Source organism: Desulfosarcina alkanivorans (assembly GCF_009688945.1).
GTDB lineage: Bacteria > Desulfobacterota > Desulfobacteria > Desulfobacterales > Desulfosarcinaceae > Desulfosarcina > Desulfosarcina alkanivorans.
On sequence record NZ_AP021874.1, the window covers coordinates 3,574,061 to 3,591,860 of the forward strand.

Annotated in this window: 16 protein-coding genes; 8 read left to right on the plus strand and 8 right to left on the minus strand. The window is 54.7% G+C overall.

Annotated elements, in window-relative coordinates:
- Positions 1–6: 6 nt before the first annotated feature.
- The 7 genes from DSCA_RS15780 to DSCA_RS15810 all read left to right on the plus strand — a co-directional run bounded on the left by DSCA_RS15780 (position 7) and on the right by DSCA_RS15810 (position 4,944).
- Positions 7–186 carry a rubredoxin gene (locus tag DSCA_RS15780; RefSeq protein WP_155317338.1) on the plus strand — a complete coding sequence of 60 codons (180 nt, stop codon included), beginning with the start codon at positions 7–9 and terminating at the stop codon, positions 184–186.
- Positions 187–351: 165 nt separating this feature from the next.
- Positions 352–513, plus strand: a complete 162-nt coding sequence (gene rd, locus DSCA_RS15785) for a rubredoxin (protein WP_155317339.1) — start codon at positions 352–354, stop codon at positions 511–513.
- 326 nt (positions 514–839) lie between these two features.
- Positions 840–2,027, plus strand: coding sequence for an FprA family A-type flavoprotein (locus tag DSCA_RS15790; protein ID WP_155317340.1), 1,188 nt, complete (start codon positions 840–842; stop codon positions 2,025–2,027).
- A 57-nt stretch (positions 2,028–2,084) separates the two neighbouring features.
- Positions 2,085–2,276 carry a ferredoxin gene (locus DSCA_RS15795; RefSeq protein ID WP_155317341.1) on the plus strand — a complete coding sequence of 64 codons (192 nt, stop codon included), beginning with the start codon at positions 2,085–2,087 and terminating at the stop codon, positions 2,274–2,276.
- 30 nt (positions 2,277–2,306) lie between these two features.
- A complete protein-coding gene (locus tag DSCA_RS15800) occupies positions 2,307–2,654 on the plus strand; it encodes a DsrE family protein (RefSeq protein ID WP_155317342.1) in 348 nt (115 codons plus the stop codon).
- A 21-nt stretch (positions 2,655–2,675) separates the two neighbouring features.
- The gene (locus DSCA_RS15805; protein ID WP_155317343.1) at positions 2,676–3,371 is read left to right on the plus strand and encodes a DVU0298 family protein; all 696 of its coding nucleotides are present in this window, start codon (positions 2,676–2,678) and stop codon (positions 3,369–3,371) included.
- Positions 3,372–3,627: 256 nt separating this feature from the next.
- Complete coding sequence (locus tag DSCA_RS15810) at positions 3,628–4,944, plus strand: YcaO-like family protein (protein WP_155317344.1); 1,317 nt, start codon at positions 3,628–3,630, stop codon at positions 4,942–4,944.
- Positions 4,945–5,210: 266 nt separating this feature from the next.
- Here the strand turns inward: DSCA_RS15810 and DSCA_RS15815 are convergent, their stop codons facing one another.
- The 8 genes from DSCA_RS15815 to DSCA_RS15850 form a co-directional block, all read right to left on the minus strand.
- Positions 5,211–5,864 carry a hypothetical protein gene (locus DSCA_RS15815; RefSeq protein ID WP_155317345.1) on the minus strand — a complete coding sequence of 218 codons (654 nt, stop codon included), beginning with the start codon at positions 5,862–5,864 and terminating at the stop codon, positions 5,211–5,213.
- A 348-nt stretch (positions 5,865–6,212) separates the two neighbouring features.
- A complete protein-coding gene (gatB, locus tag DSCA_RS15820; protein ID WP_155317346.1) occupies positions 6,213–7,643 on the minus strand; it encodes an Asp-tRNA(Asn)/Glu-tRNA(Gln) amidotransferase subunit GatB in 1,431 nt (476 codons plus the stop codon).
- Positions 7,640–8,863 (minus strand): amidase family protein, encoded by a 1,224-nt coding sequence (locus DSCA_RS15825; RefSeq protein WP_155317347.1) that lies wholly within the window; start codon positions 8,861–8,863, stop codon positions 7,640–7,642. The genes gatB and DSCA_RS15825 overlap by 4 nt, the downstream gene beginning before the upstream one ends.
- Positions 8,864–8,875: 12 nt before the next feature.
- Complete coding sequence (gene aspS / locus DSCA_RS15830) at positions 8,876–10,993, minus strand: aspartate--tRNA ligase (RefSeq protein ID WP_155317348.1); 2,118 nt, start codon at positions 10,991–10,993, stop codon at positions 8,876–8,878.
- Between the two features lie 27 nt (positions 10,994–11,020).
- Complete coding sequence (locus DSCA_RS15835; protein ID WP_155320447.1) at positions 11,021–11,596, minus strand: PIN domain-containing protein; 576 nt, start codon at positions 11,594–11,596, stop codon at positions 11,021–11,023.
- Between the two features lie 363 nt (positions 11,597–11,959).
- Positions 11,960–12,721, minus strand: coding sequence for an MBL fold metallo-hydrolase (locus tag DSCA_RS15840; RefSeq protein WP_155317349.1), 762 nt, complete (start codon positions 12,719–12,721; stop codon positions 11,960–11,962).
- Between the two features lie 177 nt (positions 12,722–12,898).
- Complete coding sequence (locus DSCA_RS15845) at positions 12,899–13,099, minus strand: hypothetical protein (protein WP_155317350.1); 201 nt, start codon at positions 13,097–13,099, stop codon at positions 12,899–12,901.
- Between the two features lie 227 nt (positions 13,100–13,326).
- Entirely contained in the window at positions 13,327–15,888 is a 2,562-nt protein-coding gene (locus tag DSCA_RS15850; RefSeq protein ID WP_155317351.1) for an AAA family ATPase, read from the minus strand.
- A gap of 281 nt (positions 15,889–16,169) precedes the next feature.
- On the opposite strand from DSCA_RS15850, the gene DSCA_RS15855 reads away from it, so the two are divergent.
- On the plus strand, positions 16,170–17,213 hold the full coding sequence (locus tag DSCA_RS15855) for an IS110 family RNA-guided transposase (protein WP_155314958.1): 1,044 nt from the start codon (positions 16,170–16,172) through the stop codon (positions 17,211–17,213).
- Positions 17,214–17,800 lie beyond the last annotated feature (587 nt).

Below are 17,800 nucleotides of genomic sequence, written 5' to 3' on the forward strand. Positions count from 1 at the left end.
TCAAGAATGGCAGAACCCCATGAAATGTACCAGTGCCAGACCGTTAACTGCGGATATATCTATAACCCCGACAAAGGGGACCGCAAGGGAAAGATCGCCAAGGGCACCTCGTTTGACGATCTTCCCGACGACTGGAAATGCCCCATCTGCGGGGCCGGCAAAAAGATGTTCCGCCCCCTGGGGTAATGGCTGTCGGGCTGCCGGCCGTCAGATTCGGTTAGACACCGCAAGGCCCTGTATGGTAAAAGAGACCATCTTTTTCCAACCGAGACGCGGTACCGACAGAACATGCATGGCAAATCGCCATGGGCGATTTTTATACAATTAACCGATAACGTTACGGAGGAAACAATGGACAGGTATGTTTGCACACTCTGCGGCTATGTTTACGATCCCGAAGCGGGCGATCCCGACAACGGCGTGGCTGCCGGTACCAAGTGGGAAGATGTACCCGGAGACTGGGAATGCCCGGTCTGCGGCGCAAGCAAAGACGATTTCGAGAAAGAGGAATAGATCCGCCGTTATCGGATCGTTCCCTTTTTTCCATCGACCAGCACCGAATGCCCTTTTCTGATTACGGGAAAAGGGCATTTCGATTTCTGATCCGGGAAAAAAGGACCAAACGGACGGCAGCAACGGGCATGAGTACCGGCCCCCGCGCCCCAAGCGCAAAAACGCAGAATCCGGGTTGACAAATGCTCATCGGGGCCAAAATTTAACCGGTAGCGGCTTGTAACCATCCAGTTTCAGACGCCGGCCCGAAGGCATCGCGGCAGGCGCAGTTGATCCACCATGCCGCCCGGACCGGGCGGGCCGAAAACGAAAACAGGAAAGCACACATGAAACCGACGAAAATTGCGGACGGCGTCTATGAGGTCGGCGTCATCGACTGGAACATCAGGGACTTCCACGGTTATTCCACCGACCGGGGAACCAGCTACAACGCCTATCTGGTCATCGACGAACAGGTGGCCCTCATCGACACGGTCAAGGCGCCCTTTGCGGACCAGTTGATCGCCAACATCTCACAGGTCATCGACCCCGAAAAAATCGACGTGGTGGTCAGCAACCATACCGAGATGGACCACTCGGGCGCCCTGCCGCGCATCATGCAGCGGGTGGGCGAAGACAAGCCGCTGTACTGCTCCAAGATGGGCGCCAGGAACCTGGCCAGCCATTTCACCAATCCGTGGAATTATCACCCCGTGAAGGAGGGCGAGACGCTCAGTCTGGGCAAACGCAGCCTCACCTTCATGGAAACCCGCATGATTCACTGGCCGGACAGCATGTTCACCTACCTGAACGAGGACCGCATCCTCTTCTCCAGCGACGGCTTCGGCCAGCACTACGCGGGATTCGAGAAGTTCGACGACCAGGCCGGCGCCGATCTCATGGAGCAGGCCAAAAAATACTATGCCAACATCCTTTTGCTCTATGCGCCGCGCATCCTGAAGCTGATCGAGAAGGTGGCGGCCTCGGGCATTCAGATTGACATGATCTGCCCGGATCACGGGGTGATCTGGCGCAAAGACCCCGGCAGTATCATCGATGCCTACCTGAAATGGAGCCGGCAGGAGCCGGAGCAAAAAGCCGTGGTGGTCTACGACACCATGTGGAAAAGCACGGAAACCATGGCCAACGCCATCGCCGAGGGCATCTCATCGACCGGCGTCATGGTCAAGCCCATCCACATCCGCAGTTCCCACCGCAGCGACATCATGACCGATGTGCTCGATGCCGCCGCCGTGGTGATGGGCTCCCCCACCCTGAACAACCAGATGTTTCCCACGGTGGCCGATGTGCTGGTCTACATGAAGGGGCTCAAACCGGTCAACAAAATCGGCGGGGCGTTCGGCTCCTACGGCTGGAGCGGCGAAGCGGTGAAACTGGTGGCCGCGGAACTGGAGGCCATGAAGTTCAGGATGATCGAAGCCGGGCCCCGGCTTCAGTACGTTCCCGAGGAGGCCGGCATCGCGGCCTGCATCGAGTACGGCAAAATGATCGGCCAGGCGGTAAAGGCGGGCTGACCGGCAGTTGAAACAGCCCCCGAGACCGGGCATAAACGTATCCGTCGGAGGTGTCCCATGAAAGTCCCTGTCGTCGATATCGGCACCTGCACCCTGTGCATGGGCTGCGTGGAAGTCTGCCCGGAGGTGTTCGTGCAAAACGATGCCGGATACATCCAGGTCAACGAGATGGACGTCTATCCCGAAACGGAGGTGGACGAAGCCATCAAATACTGCCCCGAGAACTGCATCAGCTGGGAAGAACACTGAAAACGGTTTGATAACCTTTCGGGAGAAAACATGAAAAAAGTGGCACTGTTCGTATTCAACGGAGACCCGGTCTGTTTCATCCATGTCCTGCTCAACGGGCTGGACATGAAGGCCAAAGGCATGGAGGTCCGCATCGTCGTGGAGGGGGCCGCCACGGCCCTGCTGCCCAAGCTGGCCGACCCCCAGAATCCCCTGCACAAGCTGTGGGAAAACGCCAAGGGCCAGGAGATCGTGGACGGCGTCTGCAAGGGCTGCGCCCACAAGATGGGCACCGTGGACGAAGCCGTCAGCCAGGGATTGGCCCTGCTGGACGACATGTCCGGCCACCCGTCCATGTCCCGCTATATGGAAGCGGGATTCGAGGTGATCTCATTTTAAACCGCCTGCCGGGGTGCGATCATGGGCTACCGTGAACTCAAAATCCGCATGGGCCACCTGCTGGCACGGGACGATCTGGAGGGGGCCCTGGAAGCCATCCGCCGGATCCCCGGCCGGCAGGCCGTCAATCCACTCTTCTCTTTTTTCTATTCAACAGAAGAGCGGATCCGCTGGCACGCGGTCACGGCCATGGGCGTGGTGGTGGCCGGGCTGGCCGAAACCGCCATGGAATCGGCCCGGGTGGTCATGCGCCGGCTCATGTGGAACCTGAACGACGAGTCCGGCGGCATCGGCTGGGGATCGCCCGAAGCCATGGGTGAAATCACCGCCGGCCACCCCCGCCTGGCGGACGAATTCGCCTGCATCCTGATGTCCTATATCAATCCGGCGGGCAATTTCCTCGAACACGAAATCCTCCAGCGGGGATCCCTGTGGGGCGTGGGGCGCCTGGCCCACGCCAGGCCGGCGCTGGCCCAACCGGCAGCCCCGTTCCTGCCCGCATTTTTCGACGCCCCCGACCCCTACCTGCGCGGAACGGCAATCTGGGCGGCCGGCCCCATCCTGGACGATGCCCTTGGGCGGCTGGTGGCAACCCGCTTGTCCGACACGGGGCCCCTCCGGCTCTACCGGCAGATGCGGATCACGGACGTCACCGTCGGTGAACTGGCCGGGGAGGCGCTCGCAGGCCCCGGCCGGCAGCATTCGCCCGAACCCTAGCGGTCAGCCCCGCCCCCTGGCATTCCGGAATCCCGGTGCCGTGGGAATCGCGTTTGCGATTCCCGGCAGGCCGGCGTGGCCCCCTTACGGTAGAACAGACCGTGAAGGGCTGTTCGCCGGCGGGCTGAATTGAACTTGAGCGGGCACCGGTTGCGTGCTAAAAGCCGTAAACGACAGCGTTCGTAACCGTATCGACGGGTTCGGGACCGGTTGAACCGGGAAAAATCCACCCGTCCCATTTCAAGGAAAAGGCTGCATGAACCTCCAAAACCATGTCCGCAATGAATTCGGCAAAACCGACACGCCGGCCAACACCATCGCCAAAATCACCGCCGGATTCGATCGGCTGGGCTACGCTATCCGCTATATCCCCTACCAGGTGGCCGACCATATTCACTGGTCCCAGATCCATATCGATGCCATAAAACTGCAGTGCCAGGGAAAAGGCCTGACGCCGGAGCTGGCCAGGGCCAGTGCCCACGCCGAACTGGCCGAGCGGTTCAGCGGCGGGCTGTTCTTCCAGGACTTCGAAGAACAGGTCCGCTTCAACATGCCTGCCCTTTACGGCAGCCAGGTCAACCGTTTTCTGAATTATGAATGGCTGGACGGGTATGTGAACAGCCACCAGGACAACCTGAAGGACGGCCACCTGCCCATCGAAAGCCTGCTGCGCAACCAGCCCCACCTGTTTCCGGAGGCCGTCGAGCGGATCAAAAACAGCCAGATGGCCCGGCACTGGGTGGACGGCTACTCTCTCGTGCAGGACAAGACCGTCAAAGTCCCCATCAATTTCATTGCCTACATCAATGCCTCCAACGGCATGGCGGCCGGCAACACCCTGGAGGAGGCCCTCGTCCAGGCGGCCTGCGAAGTGTTCGAACGGCATACCCAGATTCAGGTCATCAAACCCGAGTTGAGCGTTCCCACCATCGACAGGGCCACCCTGGAAAACAGCCGCCTGAAGGCCATGATTGATTTTTATGAAAGCGAAAACGTGGAAATCATCCTGAAAGATTTCTCCATGGAGGGGCGCTTTCCCAGCATCGGCGTGCTTTTCATCAATCACAACCTGCGGCCCGGAAGGCTCGAGCACCAAATTCTGGTTCCCGGCGTCTCCTTCAACATGGACGAGGCCCTCAGCCGCTGCCTGACCGAAGTCATGCAGGGCCGCAACACCCTGAAGATCCCCAGCCCCGGGCTGGACAAACCGGTTTCGCCCCGCTCCCGCGTCGAGAACCTCTACCTGCTGTTCAAGTGCTGCATCTCCCAGAAAGACATTTCCTTCCTGGAAAAGGGCGGCACCACCGTTTACCGGGACAGCCGCAGCGAGGACCTCTTCTCGGAAATCGAAGCCATCCGGAAGATCTGCCAGGCGCTGGAAACCGACTTCATCGTCCTGAACCTCACCCATCCGGTGCTGGATTTCCCCGTGGTGCGGGTCGTCGTGCCGGGCATCTCGGACTTCCTGCCCTTCGTGTTCAAGGATATCCTGACGTCCGCCGACACCAGCCCGGATTCCACCTGGCACGGCGAGAACTACAAACAGGTCATGGAAACTTTTTTCCAGGGTTGAACGCCACCGGCGGCTGGGGTTCCCGATTGACGCGAAGCTGAAAGACATCCGGTCTTGCGTATTGGCCGACCACATCAAAGTCGATTTTTGCCCGGGTGATGTCCTCCAGGTCCAGATCCGCATATAAAACCCCTTCTTCATCCCAGAGGGGACCGGAAACAGGCAAATCTGGCCGGGATCGCCCGCTGAAAACCAGACGGGGCAGGATCGCAGGCGAAAAATAAATTCACATGTTTGATGGCAGACGGGGTGCTTTGAAATCGGCTCTAATAGGTCCAGCCCATGACCCCTATGCCGAAAATATTGGCGACAATGGCGATGCCATACAGGGACGCAACGGTAATGACTTTGGCCCGGTACGTCCGCATGCCGATCACCAGCAGGGCGGCCACGTAAAAGTGGAGATAACCGAACAGGAAGATCAGCCAGACCCCTTTGAACGTGCGATGCCAGAAGGGGTATTCCCATACCAGATGACCGCCCATGTTGAGCAGCACCTCCACGAAAACGCAAAACCCCGAATACCCGATGGCCCAGAACCACCAGTTGGGAATGCCCAGGATTTTCTCGTTGCGGTCTTCTGAAATGGTGTTGGCGTAAATGATGCCCGAGATGGCGAACATGAACATGATTTCGATGTTCCAGCCCACCATGGTGCGCAGGGCCGTCTCACCTGGCGCGGTCCAGAAGGCCGACCGCCCGGTGAACACCAGCACCCAGCCGTTCCAGGTCTCGTTGATGAAATCCATGCCGAAAACGGTCAGGCCGGCGAACACGACGTTCCAGTTGCCGGTCGCCCGGGCTTTCTTCATTTCCAGGGTGTAGATGTAAAAGATGCAGGCCAGCAACGGAATTACATACCATTTGAGGGTGGTCAGATCGCGCAGGCCTTCCAGTGCCTGCCGGGATGCCGGTGTCATAGCAGCCTCCATGATAGCAGTTCGTTGTAGAATCAGGCAGTGAGAATTCGGATCAGGAAGAAATGAATAAATCGGTTTTGCGTGGGTTTGTCAATTACCAATCGGGATCACCCCACTTGTCCGGTAACCGTTCAGGAAAATGAAAAAAACCGCCAACCACATTCCCAATCTGTTGATTAGTCGGCGTATTCTGTATTCTGCAGAATCCCAAGCGCCTCAATCGTTTTTTCCGCCACCATTTTATTTTTGTTAAAAAAGCGTTTCAAGCGCTCGACAAGCTGTTTCTGTTTTGCCTTGTCATGTGAATAATAGTCATGCGCTATCAACTTTCTTTTTATAACTTGCCCACTATCCGTCGAGTCTTTCCAGCAGTATCTGCTGGACCATTTTCGGATTGGCATTTCCACCGGATGCCCGCATGGCCTGACCAACCAGGAAACCGATCGATTTCTTATTGCCGTTGTTATAATTCTCAACCGCCGAGGCGTGCTCAGCCATCACCTGGGTTACGATGGTTTCCAGCATACTTGTGTCTGAAACCTGGCGGAATCCGAGGCGATCCACGATCGCTTCGGGGGATTCTGCACTGCTGAACAGTTCACCCAGAACGATTTTGGCTGATTTGGCATTGATTTCGTCCTTCTCTACCATTTGGACCAGGGCGGCAAAGCGATCGGGGCGCACCGGCGAGTCAGCGATGGTGAGGCTCCGGTCCTTGAGCGCCGGCAGCATTTGGGTGGCCAGCCATCCGGCCGCGGTCCGCGGCTGAACATCCTGGCCCGCAACGGCTTCGAAAAAATCTGAAAGATACCGGTCCGAACTCATCAACACGGACTCGTCCCGATTGAGCCGGTACTGCTCCGCGAACCGTCCGGCCTTCTGATTGGGCATCTCCGGCAGGCGGACCTTCATCTGTGCCAGCCAGTCCTCGGTGAGCAGGATCGGCGGCACCGAAGGATCCGGCACGCAGGGGCCTGCGAATTTGGCCCGCATCGCCATGGTGGCATGCTTTTCCGGATCCCACAGCCGGGTATGGAGAAGAATCGGCTCACCGACGTTGAGACATTCCGTCTGGCGTTTGATTTCATAGGCAATGGCATCTCCCACGTGGCGGATGGAGTTCATGTTTTTGACTTCCACCTTCGTATTGAACGCATCGCTGCCCTGGGGGCGCAGGGAAATATTGGCATCACAGCGCATGGTGCCCTGCTCCATACTGCATTCGGCACACCCGGTATAGCGGATCTGGCTTCTCAACACCCGCAGAAATTCCATGGCATCACAAGGGGTGCGCATATCCGGTTCGGTGACGATTTCGATCAGCGGGGTGCCGGCGCGGTTGAAGTCGACCAGGCTGATGGGCAGCCGGCCCTCGGTTTCATGAACCAGTTTGGCCACGTCCTCTTCCATGTGGACATGATGAATACGCAATTTTTTCGGCTGACCGTTTTCATCCTCGATGTCCAGCCATCCGTTTCTGGACAACGGTTTATGATGCTGGGAGAGCTGAAACCCCTTGGGAAGATCCGGATAATAGTAGACCTTCTGGTCAAAGGCGCTTTCGGTCTGGATGTCGCAGTTCAGTGCCATACAGGCCAGGGTGGCCTTTTCAAGTGCTTCGAGACTCAGCCGGGGCAGTGCGCCCGGGAGGTAGAGGCATATGGGGCAGATGTTGGTATTGGGGTCATCCCCGGGTGTGTTCGGGCAGCTGCAGAACAGCTTGGTGGCGGTGTTGAGCTGCACATGGATTTCAAGGCCGATTACCGCTTCGTATATCATGACGGGGCGCCTCCTGTTAGAATATCATATAGCCGCTGACCGACGGTGAGAAGTTGGGCATCGCCGAGGCGTTTTCCGATCAGCTGCACACCGCAAGGGGCGCCGGTTGATTCCGGCAGTGCAAGGGCGGGCTGGCCGGTCAGGTTTGCCAAGAGGGTCGGTGCAAACGCGTCATAGATGTCACCGGCGGCTTCCGCTTTTGAGGCCCGGGCCGCACCATTTTTCAGCGGCAGCAGAAGCGCATCCACCCCGTCGAGGGCGGTTTCGGACTCCCGGATCAGGCGGGTCCGTATCCGGCAGGCACCCACGAACGCATCGTAGTTCTCGTATTGAAAATAGCCGCCCTGGAAAAGGTATTCCTTGATCAGCCGGCCGAAAGCCTCCCCCCGGGAGTGGATGTACATGTCATTCCAGTTTCGACCGGAATCCGACCGGTGGCCGTATCGGACGCTGTCGTATTTGCCGGTGCTGGACGAGGCCTCCACAGATCCGATGACCTGGTGGACGGTGCGCACCAGCGGGTAATCGGTCAGTTCAATTTCCCGGATCTCGAGGCCGGCCCGGACCAGCCGGGAAACGGTCGCGTCAAAGGCGTCGGCATCCGGGGCAGCCAGCTGCTCCCGGGCCGGTTTCAGCACGCCGAGGGTCCGGACGGCATTCGGTGTTTTCAACGCCGGCGGCAATTCGGAGGCCACGCGGGCGGTTCCCGTTTCATCCATGGCCGGGTCCCTGGAATCGGCACCGGTCATCGCCAGAAGGGCCCCGGCGATTTCAGGAAGGGTTCGGGCCGCCATCCCGTAGCACTCCATGGAGGGCACCAGGCCGATAAGCCCGAAACGGGAGAGGATGCCATAGCTGGGCTTAAAGGCAAAGGCTTCGCCGGCGGCCCCCGCCATGCGGGCCTCACCGAGGGTGTCGGTGACCAGCGCGATATCGGTAAGGCCGTTTCTGATGATTTCAGATGTGGTGTCGGCCTTCAGGCCGAAACCGAGTTCGCTCATCCGGCTGCTGCCCTTGATCGTAGCACCGGCGCTGCGGAGGTGTTGAATCGCCGTGGCGTCTTCCAGGGCCACATAGTTGTCCAGCGCCATGGAGCCGGCTTCCGTCGGCCAGTTTCGAACGGACATGTTCGGTTGAATGACCACGGTTTTTCCCCCAAGCGGACCTGGGGCCGTTTCCGGGGGCGTTGCATCGATATAAGTAAACAGTTTCGATTCCATTGAACGGTTCTCCTATTCGAGGATGCTGGCAACCTTGAAAAAATCACCTTTGACGGCCGGCGCGTTCTTGAACAGCTCGCCGGTTTCAACAAAAGGGCTGCGCTGCGCCGGCTCGATGTCCCGGTACCGGCTGACCGCGGGCAAGGCGGAGAAAGACGGGGATTCTTCCGGGGCCCGGCCAACAACCGCATCGGCCATACGCTTGGCGTCTTCTACAGCTGCGGCCACTGCCGGCCGCTCGCCGTCGTCGAGGCCGATGCGCGACAACCACGACAGTTTGTCGATGGGGTCCTGCTGATGGTCGGTGCCGGGGAGTTCTTCCCGGCCGCCCAGGTCCAGAAGATTCAACTCCTGGAGCTGCCCGCGCGAAACCCCGGAGGGAGCGCTCGTCAATGGACAATACGCACTGCGGTTTTTGGGAAACGCCGTGACCTCCCGAATCGAAGCGGTGTTTAAAATCATGGCCACGACCCGGTCCATGCCCAGGGCCAGTCCCCCATGGGGTGGCGGCCCGTAATCCAGCGCATTGAGGAAAAAGCCGAATTTGTCCCGGGCGGATGCTTCGGACAAGCCGAGTGCCGTAAAGATTTTTTGCTGCATGCGTCGATCATGGATACGAATGCTGCCGCCGCCGAGTTCTTCGCCATTGACAACGATGTCATAGGACCGGGAGCGCAGTGTCAGCAGATCTTCGATGCGGGCGGGGTCAAAATCATCGCGATCCGGGGCGGTAAACGGATGGTGACTGGAAGAGATTCCCTCTTCCGTGGCCTCGAACAGCGGAAATTCGGTGATCCAGACCGGCTTGAACGTGTCACGCGGAATTCGCCCAAGGCGGTTGGCCACATGAAGCCGCAGCTGGCCCAGGGCGGCATTGACGGTATCCAGAGACGGATCGGCGATCATCAGAAGAACATCGCCGTCGACCGCATCGAAGCGCTCGATCACCCGGCGCTGCTCCGTTAAGGAGAAAAACTGAACGATATTGGAATCCAGCCTGCCGCCGGTCACCCGCATCCAGGTCATTCCCTTGGCGCCGAACCCGGGAACGATCTCTTTGGCGTATTCGTTCTGAAGAATATTCTTGCTCAGCGGCTCCGAGGCCTGTTTGACATTGATGCCCCGGATTCGGCCGCCTCGCTGGAGAACCTGCCTGAAGATAGAGTATTCGGTATCCTTGAAAATATCGGTGGCTTCGACAAAGAACATCTCAAAACGAAGGTCCGGGCGGTCCGAGCCGGTCAGGTCCATGGCCTCCTGCCAGGTCATTTTCGGAAACGGCCGGGGCAGCCGGATATGGCCGATTTCAAACATGCCGGCCAGCAGTTCCTCGATCAGCTCGTAGATGAAGTCTTCATCGATAAAGGAGGCTTCCAGGTCCAGCTGGGTGAATTCCGGCTGGCGGTTCGGGCGCAGATCCTCATCGCGGAAACAGCGCGTGATCTGATAATACCGCTCAAAGCCGCTGATCATCAAAAGCTGTTTGAAAAGCTGGGGCGACTGGGGCAGCGCATAAAACTGATGGGGATGGACCCGGCTGGGAACCAGGTAGTCCCGTGCGCCCTCCGGTGTACTCTTGGTCAGCATCGGGGTTTCCACATCAATGAAGCCGCGCTGGTTGAGAAAATCACGAACCCGGGCGTTGATGCGGTGTCGTTTGATGAGAAAATTCTGCATGGACGGTCGCCGCAGATCCAGGTACCGGTGCTGCAGTCGCAGATCCTCGGAAACGGCCTCCCACGAAAAACCGGCAGCCGAGGCCACCATGGCCTTTTCGGAAATCGAAAAGGGAAGCGTTTCGGATCGGCTCAAAATGGCAAGGGTTTCAATGACAACCTCAATGGAACCGGTGCTGATATGGAGGTTTTCGGTGCCCTCCGCCCGCCGGACGACCCGGCCGGTGGCGGTGATGCAGAATTCGTTTTTCAGTTCAGCGGCATCCCGGCAGACGGCTTCGGGTGAGAACTGAGGACTGAAAACCAGCTGCACGATTCCGCTGCGGTCCCGCAGGTGAACGAACGTCACCTCCCCGTGGTCGCGAAGCGCATCAACCCAGCCGGCTATTTGGACGTTCTGGTCAACCTGGTCAACCCCCAGCTCTCCACAGTATGACCGATTGTGGTAATTCACGGATGGTGACTCCTTTCCTGACGGTTTTTACCGTTTTAATGTATATTTGATCACCTGGTTATCGTTACTGATCAACCCCGCCGTGACAAGTTCTTCAAAAACACTTTTGGCATCGATGCTTTTGCGGCCACTTCCGCATTGTGAATCGATCCAGTTAACCAGCTTCTGTTCTTTCCTTGGCCGCGTTCGACCATCGATATGTGACAATCTTTCCACTGTCAGTTCTGCACATGAACTGAGTTTTTCAGATGGTGGTTTCGCTTCTGTTTTTGGTGTGATCTTCTTACACATTCTCGCCGTTTTTTTGATATGGTTCACCAACCCATTAAAACCATTATCTCTTGTAATAACGTGGAATTGTGTTTCTTTGGGAGCGGTCTGGGAAAATTTGCCGAGATAATAGGCGATATGAAAATCAAGATTGTTGGCGCCATTTGTTTTCAACTTTATTATCTGGATCGTTATGAATTCACTGATGGCAGCATTGCCAAGCTTGATATTTGGGTTCTTGGGTCCACAGAATATGAATAATTTCTGATAGGTCGAAAAATCGATATCTTTCAGGCTGCCGATATTTTCATAATCCACAAAACCCCAGATCATTTTCAATCCATTCCTTTTTTTTCCGTACGTTATTGCGGGCGTTTTTTCCCGTATTTAACTTAGTTTCGTTCTGTTAGCCGGGTCCGTCCAATTTTAGTCTCCAAGCAAGAGTCAAGAGCAAACTTGACCCTTGTGATAAAATCGATAGCGCCAGCGGCAAATCCTTTCACCCCTTCGTCACGGGCCGAGCATCGCAGCCATCGGCGGATCCTGGGTCGGTGGCTGTCTGAGCGCAGCGAGTTCCACAGACCCCGCCGATGGCGAGAAGCGCAAGGAGCAACCCGTGACGCGGGCGGAGTCTTTTGTTTCGTTTCCCTCGCCGTTCAAGACAATGAAAAAATCTCCAAAAAGAGTAACAAAGCGCTATAACCATACCGCCCAGTCGCCGTAATCGAATGTTCCGCTCCCATGATGCAATTTACCCTCAGCGTTCAATTGCCGAAAGGCATCACGCATTCTGCTCAGAATTTCAGGCTGAATATCCAGAGTGTGATGTGCCGGGAACACGTGTTTCACCGGTAGCGCCGAGACCTGCTCAAGGGATTTGAGGTACGCCTCTGGATCAGTTGACGGGAAATAGGCAAACAAGGTGTCTTTATAAACCAGATCACCGGTAAAAAGATACCCGCGCTCCCTTTCCCAAAAACACATATGTCCCGGCGAATGGCCGGGTGTATGTACGATCTGGATAAGGCGGTCTCCAATATCAATGATGTCATGGTCCTTCAGAACCCTTGTCGGATTGCCCTGAAAGAAGACATAGTTGTTTACGTCATACCCTTCAGGCAAGTCACAACGGTCAACGACCATGCCTTTGATCTGCTCAATTGTCAGCGGGAATTCTCCGGCAAGCCAGTTGATCTCGGCTTCATGAGCGTAAAAGTCCGGGAAAAATCCATGACCGCCAATATGGTCCCAGTGAATGTGTGTGGCGACAGCGGTAACCGGTTTGTCCGTCAGCCTGATGACTTCATCATGGATGTTACAGATGCCAAGCCCGGTATCGATCAGCAGGCTGCGTTCAGAGCCATTCAGGAGATAACTATGGGTTTCCTCCCAGTGGCGGTATTCGCTTATGATATAACTTCCCCTGTCAATTTGATCTATCGTAAACCAATCGTTCATTTATTTTCTGATTCTTATTTTGGCGTACCGTAGCGTCGTTCCTGGCCGTTCAGGAAAATGATAAAAACCGCCATCCATATTACTAAATTCCGGACTTTTACCGGATGATTCCTTAACCGCTCTTTTCGACCCCGGCCAAAATCGATTGAGCCCGCGGCGAATCCACTCACCCCTTCGTCACGGGCCGAGCATCGCAGCCATCGGCGGATCTTGGGTCTGTGGCTGTCTGAGCGCAGCGAGTTCCACAGACCCCGCCGATGGTGAGAAGCGCAAGGAGCAACCCGTGACGCGGGCGGATTCTTTTGTTTCGTTTTCTTGGCCGTTCAAGAAAATGAAAAAACCGCCAACCACCAGCCATATGCCCAGTTTCGAGTCCACTTCTCATCCCACCATAAAACGAGATACAGGAAAGCTACCTCCGTCAAATAAAATCCTATAATGCTCTTTTTGCCCTCAAAAACATCAATATAGCCCTGTTTTTCGGGATCATTTTAAGCGTATACAAAGGTATTCCTATCCGTTAGCTTGGCCCGTCCCCGTTTTGCGACGAAGGAGCGACGCTTTTTGATGTCCGAGTGGATGTGATTGTTCGATGCATTTTCAATTCAGACTGCCCGCTTCGCGTATTCTTCACGCCAATCTTTCAGTGAAATCATGTCGGTCAGAATATCGTCTGGCTTCGGCAATTCCACGGGTGATTCTTCTGGCTGTGAGTGTTCAAACCCAGAGTATTTTGTCATGAGTGAATCAAGGAGATTGCAATCCGCGCCCCTCAATTTGGATAGATCCTTGAGCTTCAACGTATGGACTGGACGCTGAAATCGTTGAACCACCCCGCAGAGCAGGTCATTTTCAATAGAGCGCTCCACCAATGTCCTGAAATCGCTGCATATAGACTTTAGCAAGATTTCAGCAAGTTCGAAGTCTCCGTTTTCACGCGCTTTCTTTGCGTCCTGGTACCGTTGATTCATGAGCGTGTTCAGGGCGGTTTTGATGTCACTTTGTGAAAGTGGAATGGGAGCTGGCTCTCCGGTACCCCAGTCAGCAGAGCGGACGCTAACCACATCAGGCTTTATTGACTTCTTTTCAGCAAAATGCCTGACAGTTCCCAGTAAAGAGAGGCGGTGAGTGAAGACAATGATCTGCTTTTCCCGAGACAACTCGATCAGCCTTTGAACCACGGCCTCTTCATAGCTTTGGTCAAGCGAGGATATCGGATCGTCGAAGACAAACGGGGCATGGTTGCCCTTGCCTGTCACGTCGGCCAAAAATGCCGCAATGGAAACGATTCGATTTTCACCCTCGCTCAGGACATCGTTGAGGCCACTCTGAGAGGCACCTCGAAGCTGGAGCTTATGAAGGACCCGGCCTTTGGAGACTTTTGTTTTCACCAACTCAACCTTCACTTGAGACGCGCCGAAGGCCTTGATCTCTGTATTGAATCTCTGCACGAACTCATCAGTAATCAATACTTCTGCCAGTTCTCCCTTTTTCTGGGAAATGGCTTTGGTGTTGGTCGTCTTCTTGGCTTTCTGGATTTGGTTCAGCAGCTTCAATCTGCTGACTTCTTCATCAATGGCAACTCGGTGTTCAGACAACCACTTTCTGGTCTGTAGGCTGTTCAGCTTTTTTTTGATCTCCTCTCGGTTATCGCTTTTGGCGTCTTCGTCATATTTTGCCGCGAGTTCATCAAGGCTCTTGGAATGAGCATTAGCTTTTTCAATCCATTTCGGTGAGAGCAGAGGATCGGGAATAGCTTCTTCGGAATCGATCTCAGGGAGTTGGTCTTTCCTGGCCTGCAGTTGAGCAAAGAATTCCGTTACTCGGCTGGCAAATTCATCCTGTGGAATGCTTGTCGCATCGATACGTGCCTTAAGCGTCTCCGATGTCGGTAACGCTTCGATAGTTTGACTGACAGTCTCATATTCCTTGGTTGCATCCGATGCGGCTTTTTGCATTTCACCCTTCACGAAATTTTCGAAGGATATCAATCGCTCCTTGGCCTCCTGGGTCAAGGTCTGATGGCACAGGACACAACGGGAACCGTCAGAAACATTTGGGTACTCAGTTTCTTTGTAGGCAGTCGATACAGAGTAGTTCCTGGCTGCTTCCCAAAGCGCTTTCCAGATATCAGACCCGATGCCTTCAAGCTCGCTGCCGGAGAACACCTTATTCGCTGAGGCATCTGCAGCTGTCTTCTTGAGAATCGACTTCTTTTTGGCAGCAATGATCCTCCGGATATTCTCGTCCGATAATTGCTCCAGATATTTTTGGGCATCCTGGACCAGAGTGTCGATATGTTGCTTCTGCTTTCTGAGTTGCTTTGCTTTTTCCGCTGGTGCCTGTTCGGCGAGGCGCTGCAGTAGCGTTTGTATCTCGGACTCATCACTGCTGCTAAATATGCAATGCTTGTCGATGCCCTTGGCAGTGGTCTTGTAACTGATGGATTCATACCAGATGCCTTCTGGAGTTACTTTCTTGTCAGCCGGCATATTCGGTTTTTTGGATGGGTGCCGGTTGGCCTCGGCGTCTAACGCCGAGGCAACCTTTTCACATGCAAGGATAAGCGAACTGAAAAACAATAAAACAGGCGGCTCGTAGCTCACCTCGTCCTCGCTGCTGACAAAGACCTTGCCAAACGAGGTGTCGTAAATATCAACGTTATTGAGCTCATCGCAGATACCTTGTCCTGACCACGTATGACTCTTCACGATGCCGTCCTGCTCAAACGAAATGCAGGCCTTCTGTACGGCGGAACCGGGCTTATAAACATTACAGTGCAGGGTAGCCATCTCGCGGGCACCACATACATGCTTGAGGAGTCTGACGTAACCGGATTTACCTGACCCGTTGTTGCCATAAACAATCGTGATATTGCCTTTACCAAACACAAGTGGTTTTTTCGGAGAAAGGGCGTTTACTCCTTCAATATCACTGATTGAACACAAACGTAAGTTACCTGCAGTGCCCGGGGAGAATGCGGACGCGGGAATGGAACAAGATGTTTTCGATAACTTGCCGGCAGCGTCCTGTTGGCAGAGGGTTGTAAGCTCAGAGATGTCTTTTACAGTAAACTCAGACTGCTGAAGTAGCCGCGTTGCTGCGATCTGGAGCCACTGAGGACGCTCAGAAAACCATTTGGACAAATATTCCATTCTATTGGACATATGCCAGTCTATCCCTTCGTATGAGTTCCTTCATTTTGATCACAACGTTTAAACTCAGCCGACGCTTTAGCGGTCGGCTGGAGTGCTTTGATACTAGTTATGGCCTCCCAAAGAAACGGGGCTGTCGTGTAAACCCATCATCATATTTCCTGTTCTCCGACGAGCTTTTTAATACCCCATTCTCGAACAGAAAACATGATGATGGGTTGCCCCCTTTCACTTGCAACGGTAAACTTTTGTTACCCCTAACAAATACTTACCCAAGCAAAAGGAGGCACATCATGAAATTTTACAACCGACAGCACAAGTATTACTGCGGTGTCGATCTGCATGCCAGGAAAATGTATGTCTGCATCCTCGACCATAAAGGAAAAATTGTTGTTCACCTGAATATCAAAACCGACCCGGAACTCTTTTTCGAACTGGTGTTCCCGTTTATCGAAGACGTTGTTGTCGGTGTTGAATGTGTCTTCTGCTGGTACTGGCTGGCCGATCTGTGCGCCGATCACAAAATCGATTTCGTCCTTGGACACGCATTATACATGAAAGCCATCCACGGCGGCAAAACCAAAAACGATAAAATCGATTCTTACAAACTCGCCATGTTACTCAAAGGCGGCAATTTTCCCACCGCTTATCCCTATCCGGCCAAGTGGCGGGCAACACGGGATCTGCTGCGCCGGCGCATGTATCTGTCGAGACGATGCAGCGAACTGGTAGCCCATATTAACAACACCAATACCCAGTACAACCTGCCGGCGTTCAGGAAAAAATTGTCACGCAAATACAACCATGGCGGTGTCGCCGAAAGGTTTGAAGACCCGGCTGTCAGAAAGAGCATCGAAGTCGACTTGGCCATGATCGATGCCATGAATCAGATTCTTAAAAAGCTTGAATGGCATATCGAAAAAACCGCCCGCCAGCATGATTACCACACTTTATATCTGCTGCGCTCAATCCCCGGTGTCGGGCAGATCCTGGCCCTGGTAATCCTGTACGAGGTCCATGATGTCAGGCGGTTTCCCAGGGTACAGGATTTCTCATCCTATGCCAGGCTGATCCGGCCGGTAAAAGAGTCCGACGGCAAGTGGGCCGGGCACAGCAACAAGAAGATCGGCAACCACCATCTCAAATGGGCGATCAAGGAAGCCGCGATCCTCATGCTCAGGGATTCATCCCAGGCAAAGTATTTCGTTTCCAAACTGGAACACAAATACAATAAAGGCAAGGCTCTGGGAATCTTCACCCACAAGCTGGGCCGGGCCATTTACTTTATGCTCAAAAACAAGGAGGCGTTCAACATGAAACGATTCTTCGATCAATAGATGTGGAACCGGAAGGTGTCAACTTATCGCATAACTGAGATCAAACGGGCGGATCTGAGTCTCTCGATTTAAGACATGCAGCCCGACTGCGAAAAAAGAGTGGACCCGATGCCCGAAGCTCAATGCTTTGATTGGCGGCACCTTTCGGTTCCATCCACGCATACGGATAGCTTGACCGGTGGTGATCGTGTTCTGCCCCTTATCCGAGTGACACCCTAACTGGACGTCCGCCCGTCGGACGAGCCGATACCTTTGACTGCGCCGGAATAAGGGAATCGAAATATATTCTGAAGCCGCCTTAAGGTGGCACGCTGATTGTCAAAGAACCATCTGGCAAATCAGTCAATCCTGATAGATGTTTGGTGCAGACGCGTTATCCAAACGCGCTGACGCTCGCGACCGAAGACGCAAGCCGGAACCAACGAATTGCTTGTCAAGGGATCCGAGAAAAGAGACGGAAGAGGTTCGCTTAGAAATTGATTATTCCGATCCATGGGAGAAGTTTTTTCCTTGACAACCGGAGGCCATATAGATGTTATGTGTATTATTCTTTTTCATACTATTTTTTATATGGCTGTTTACGGCCA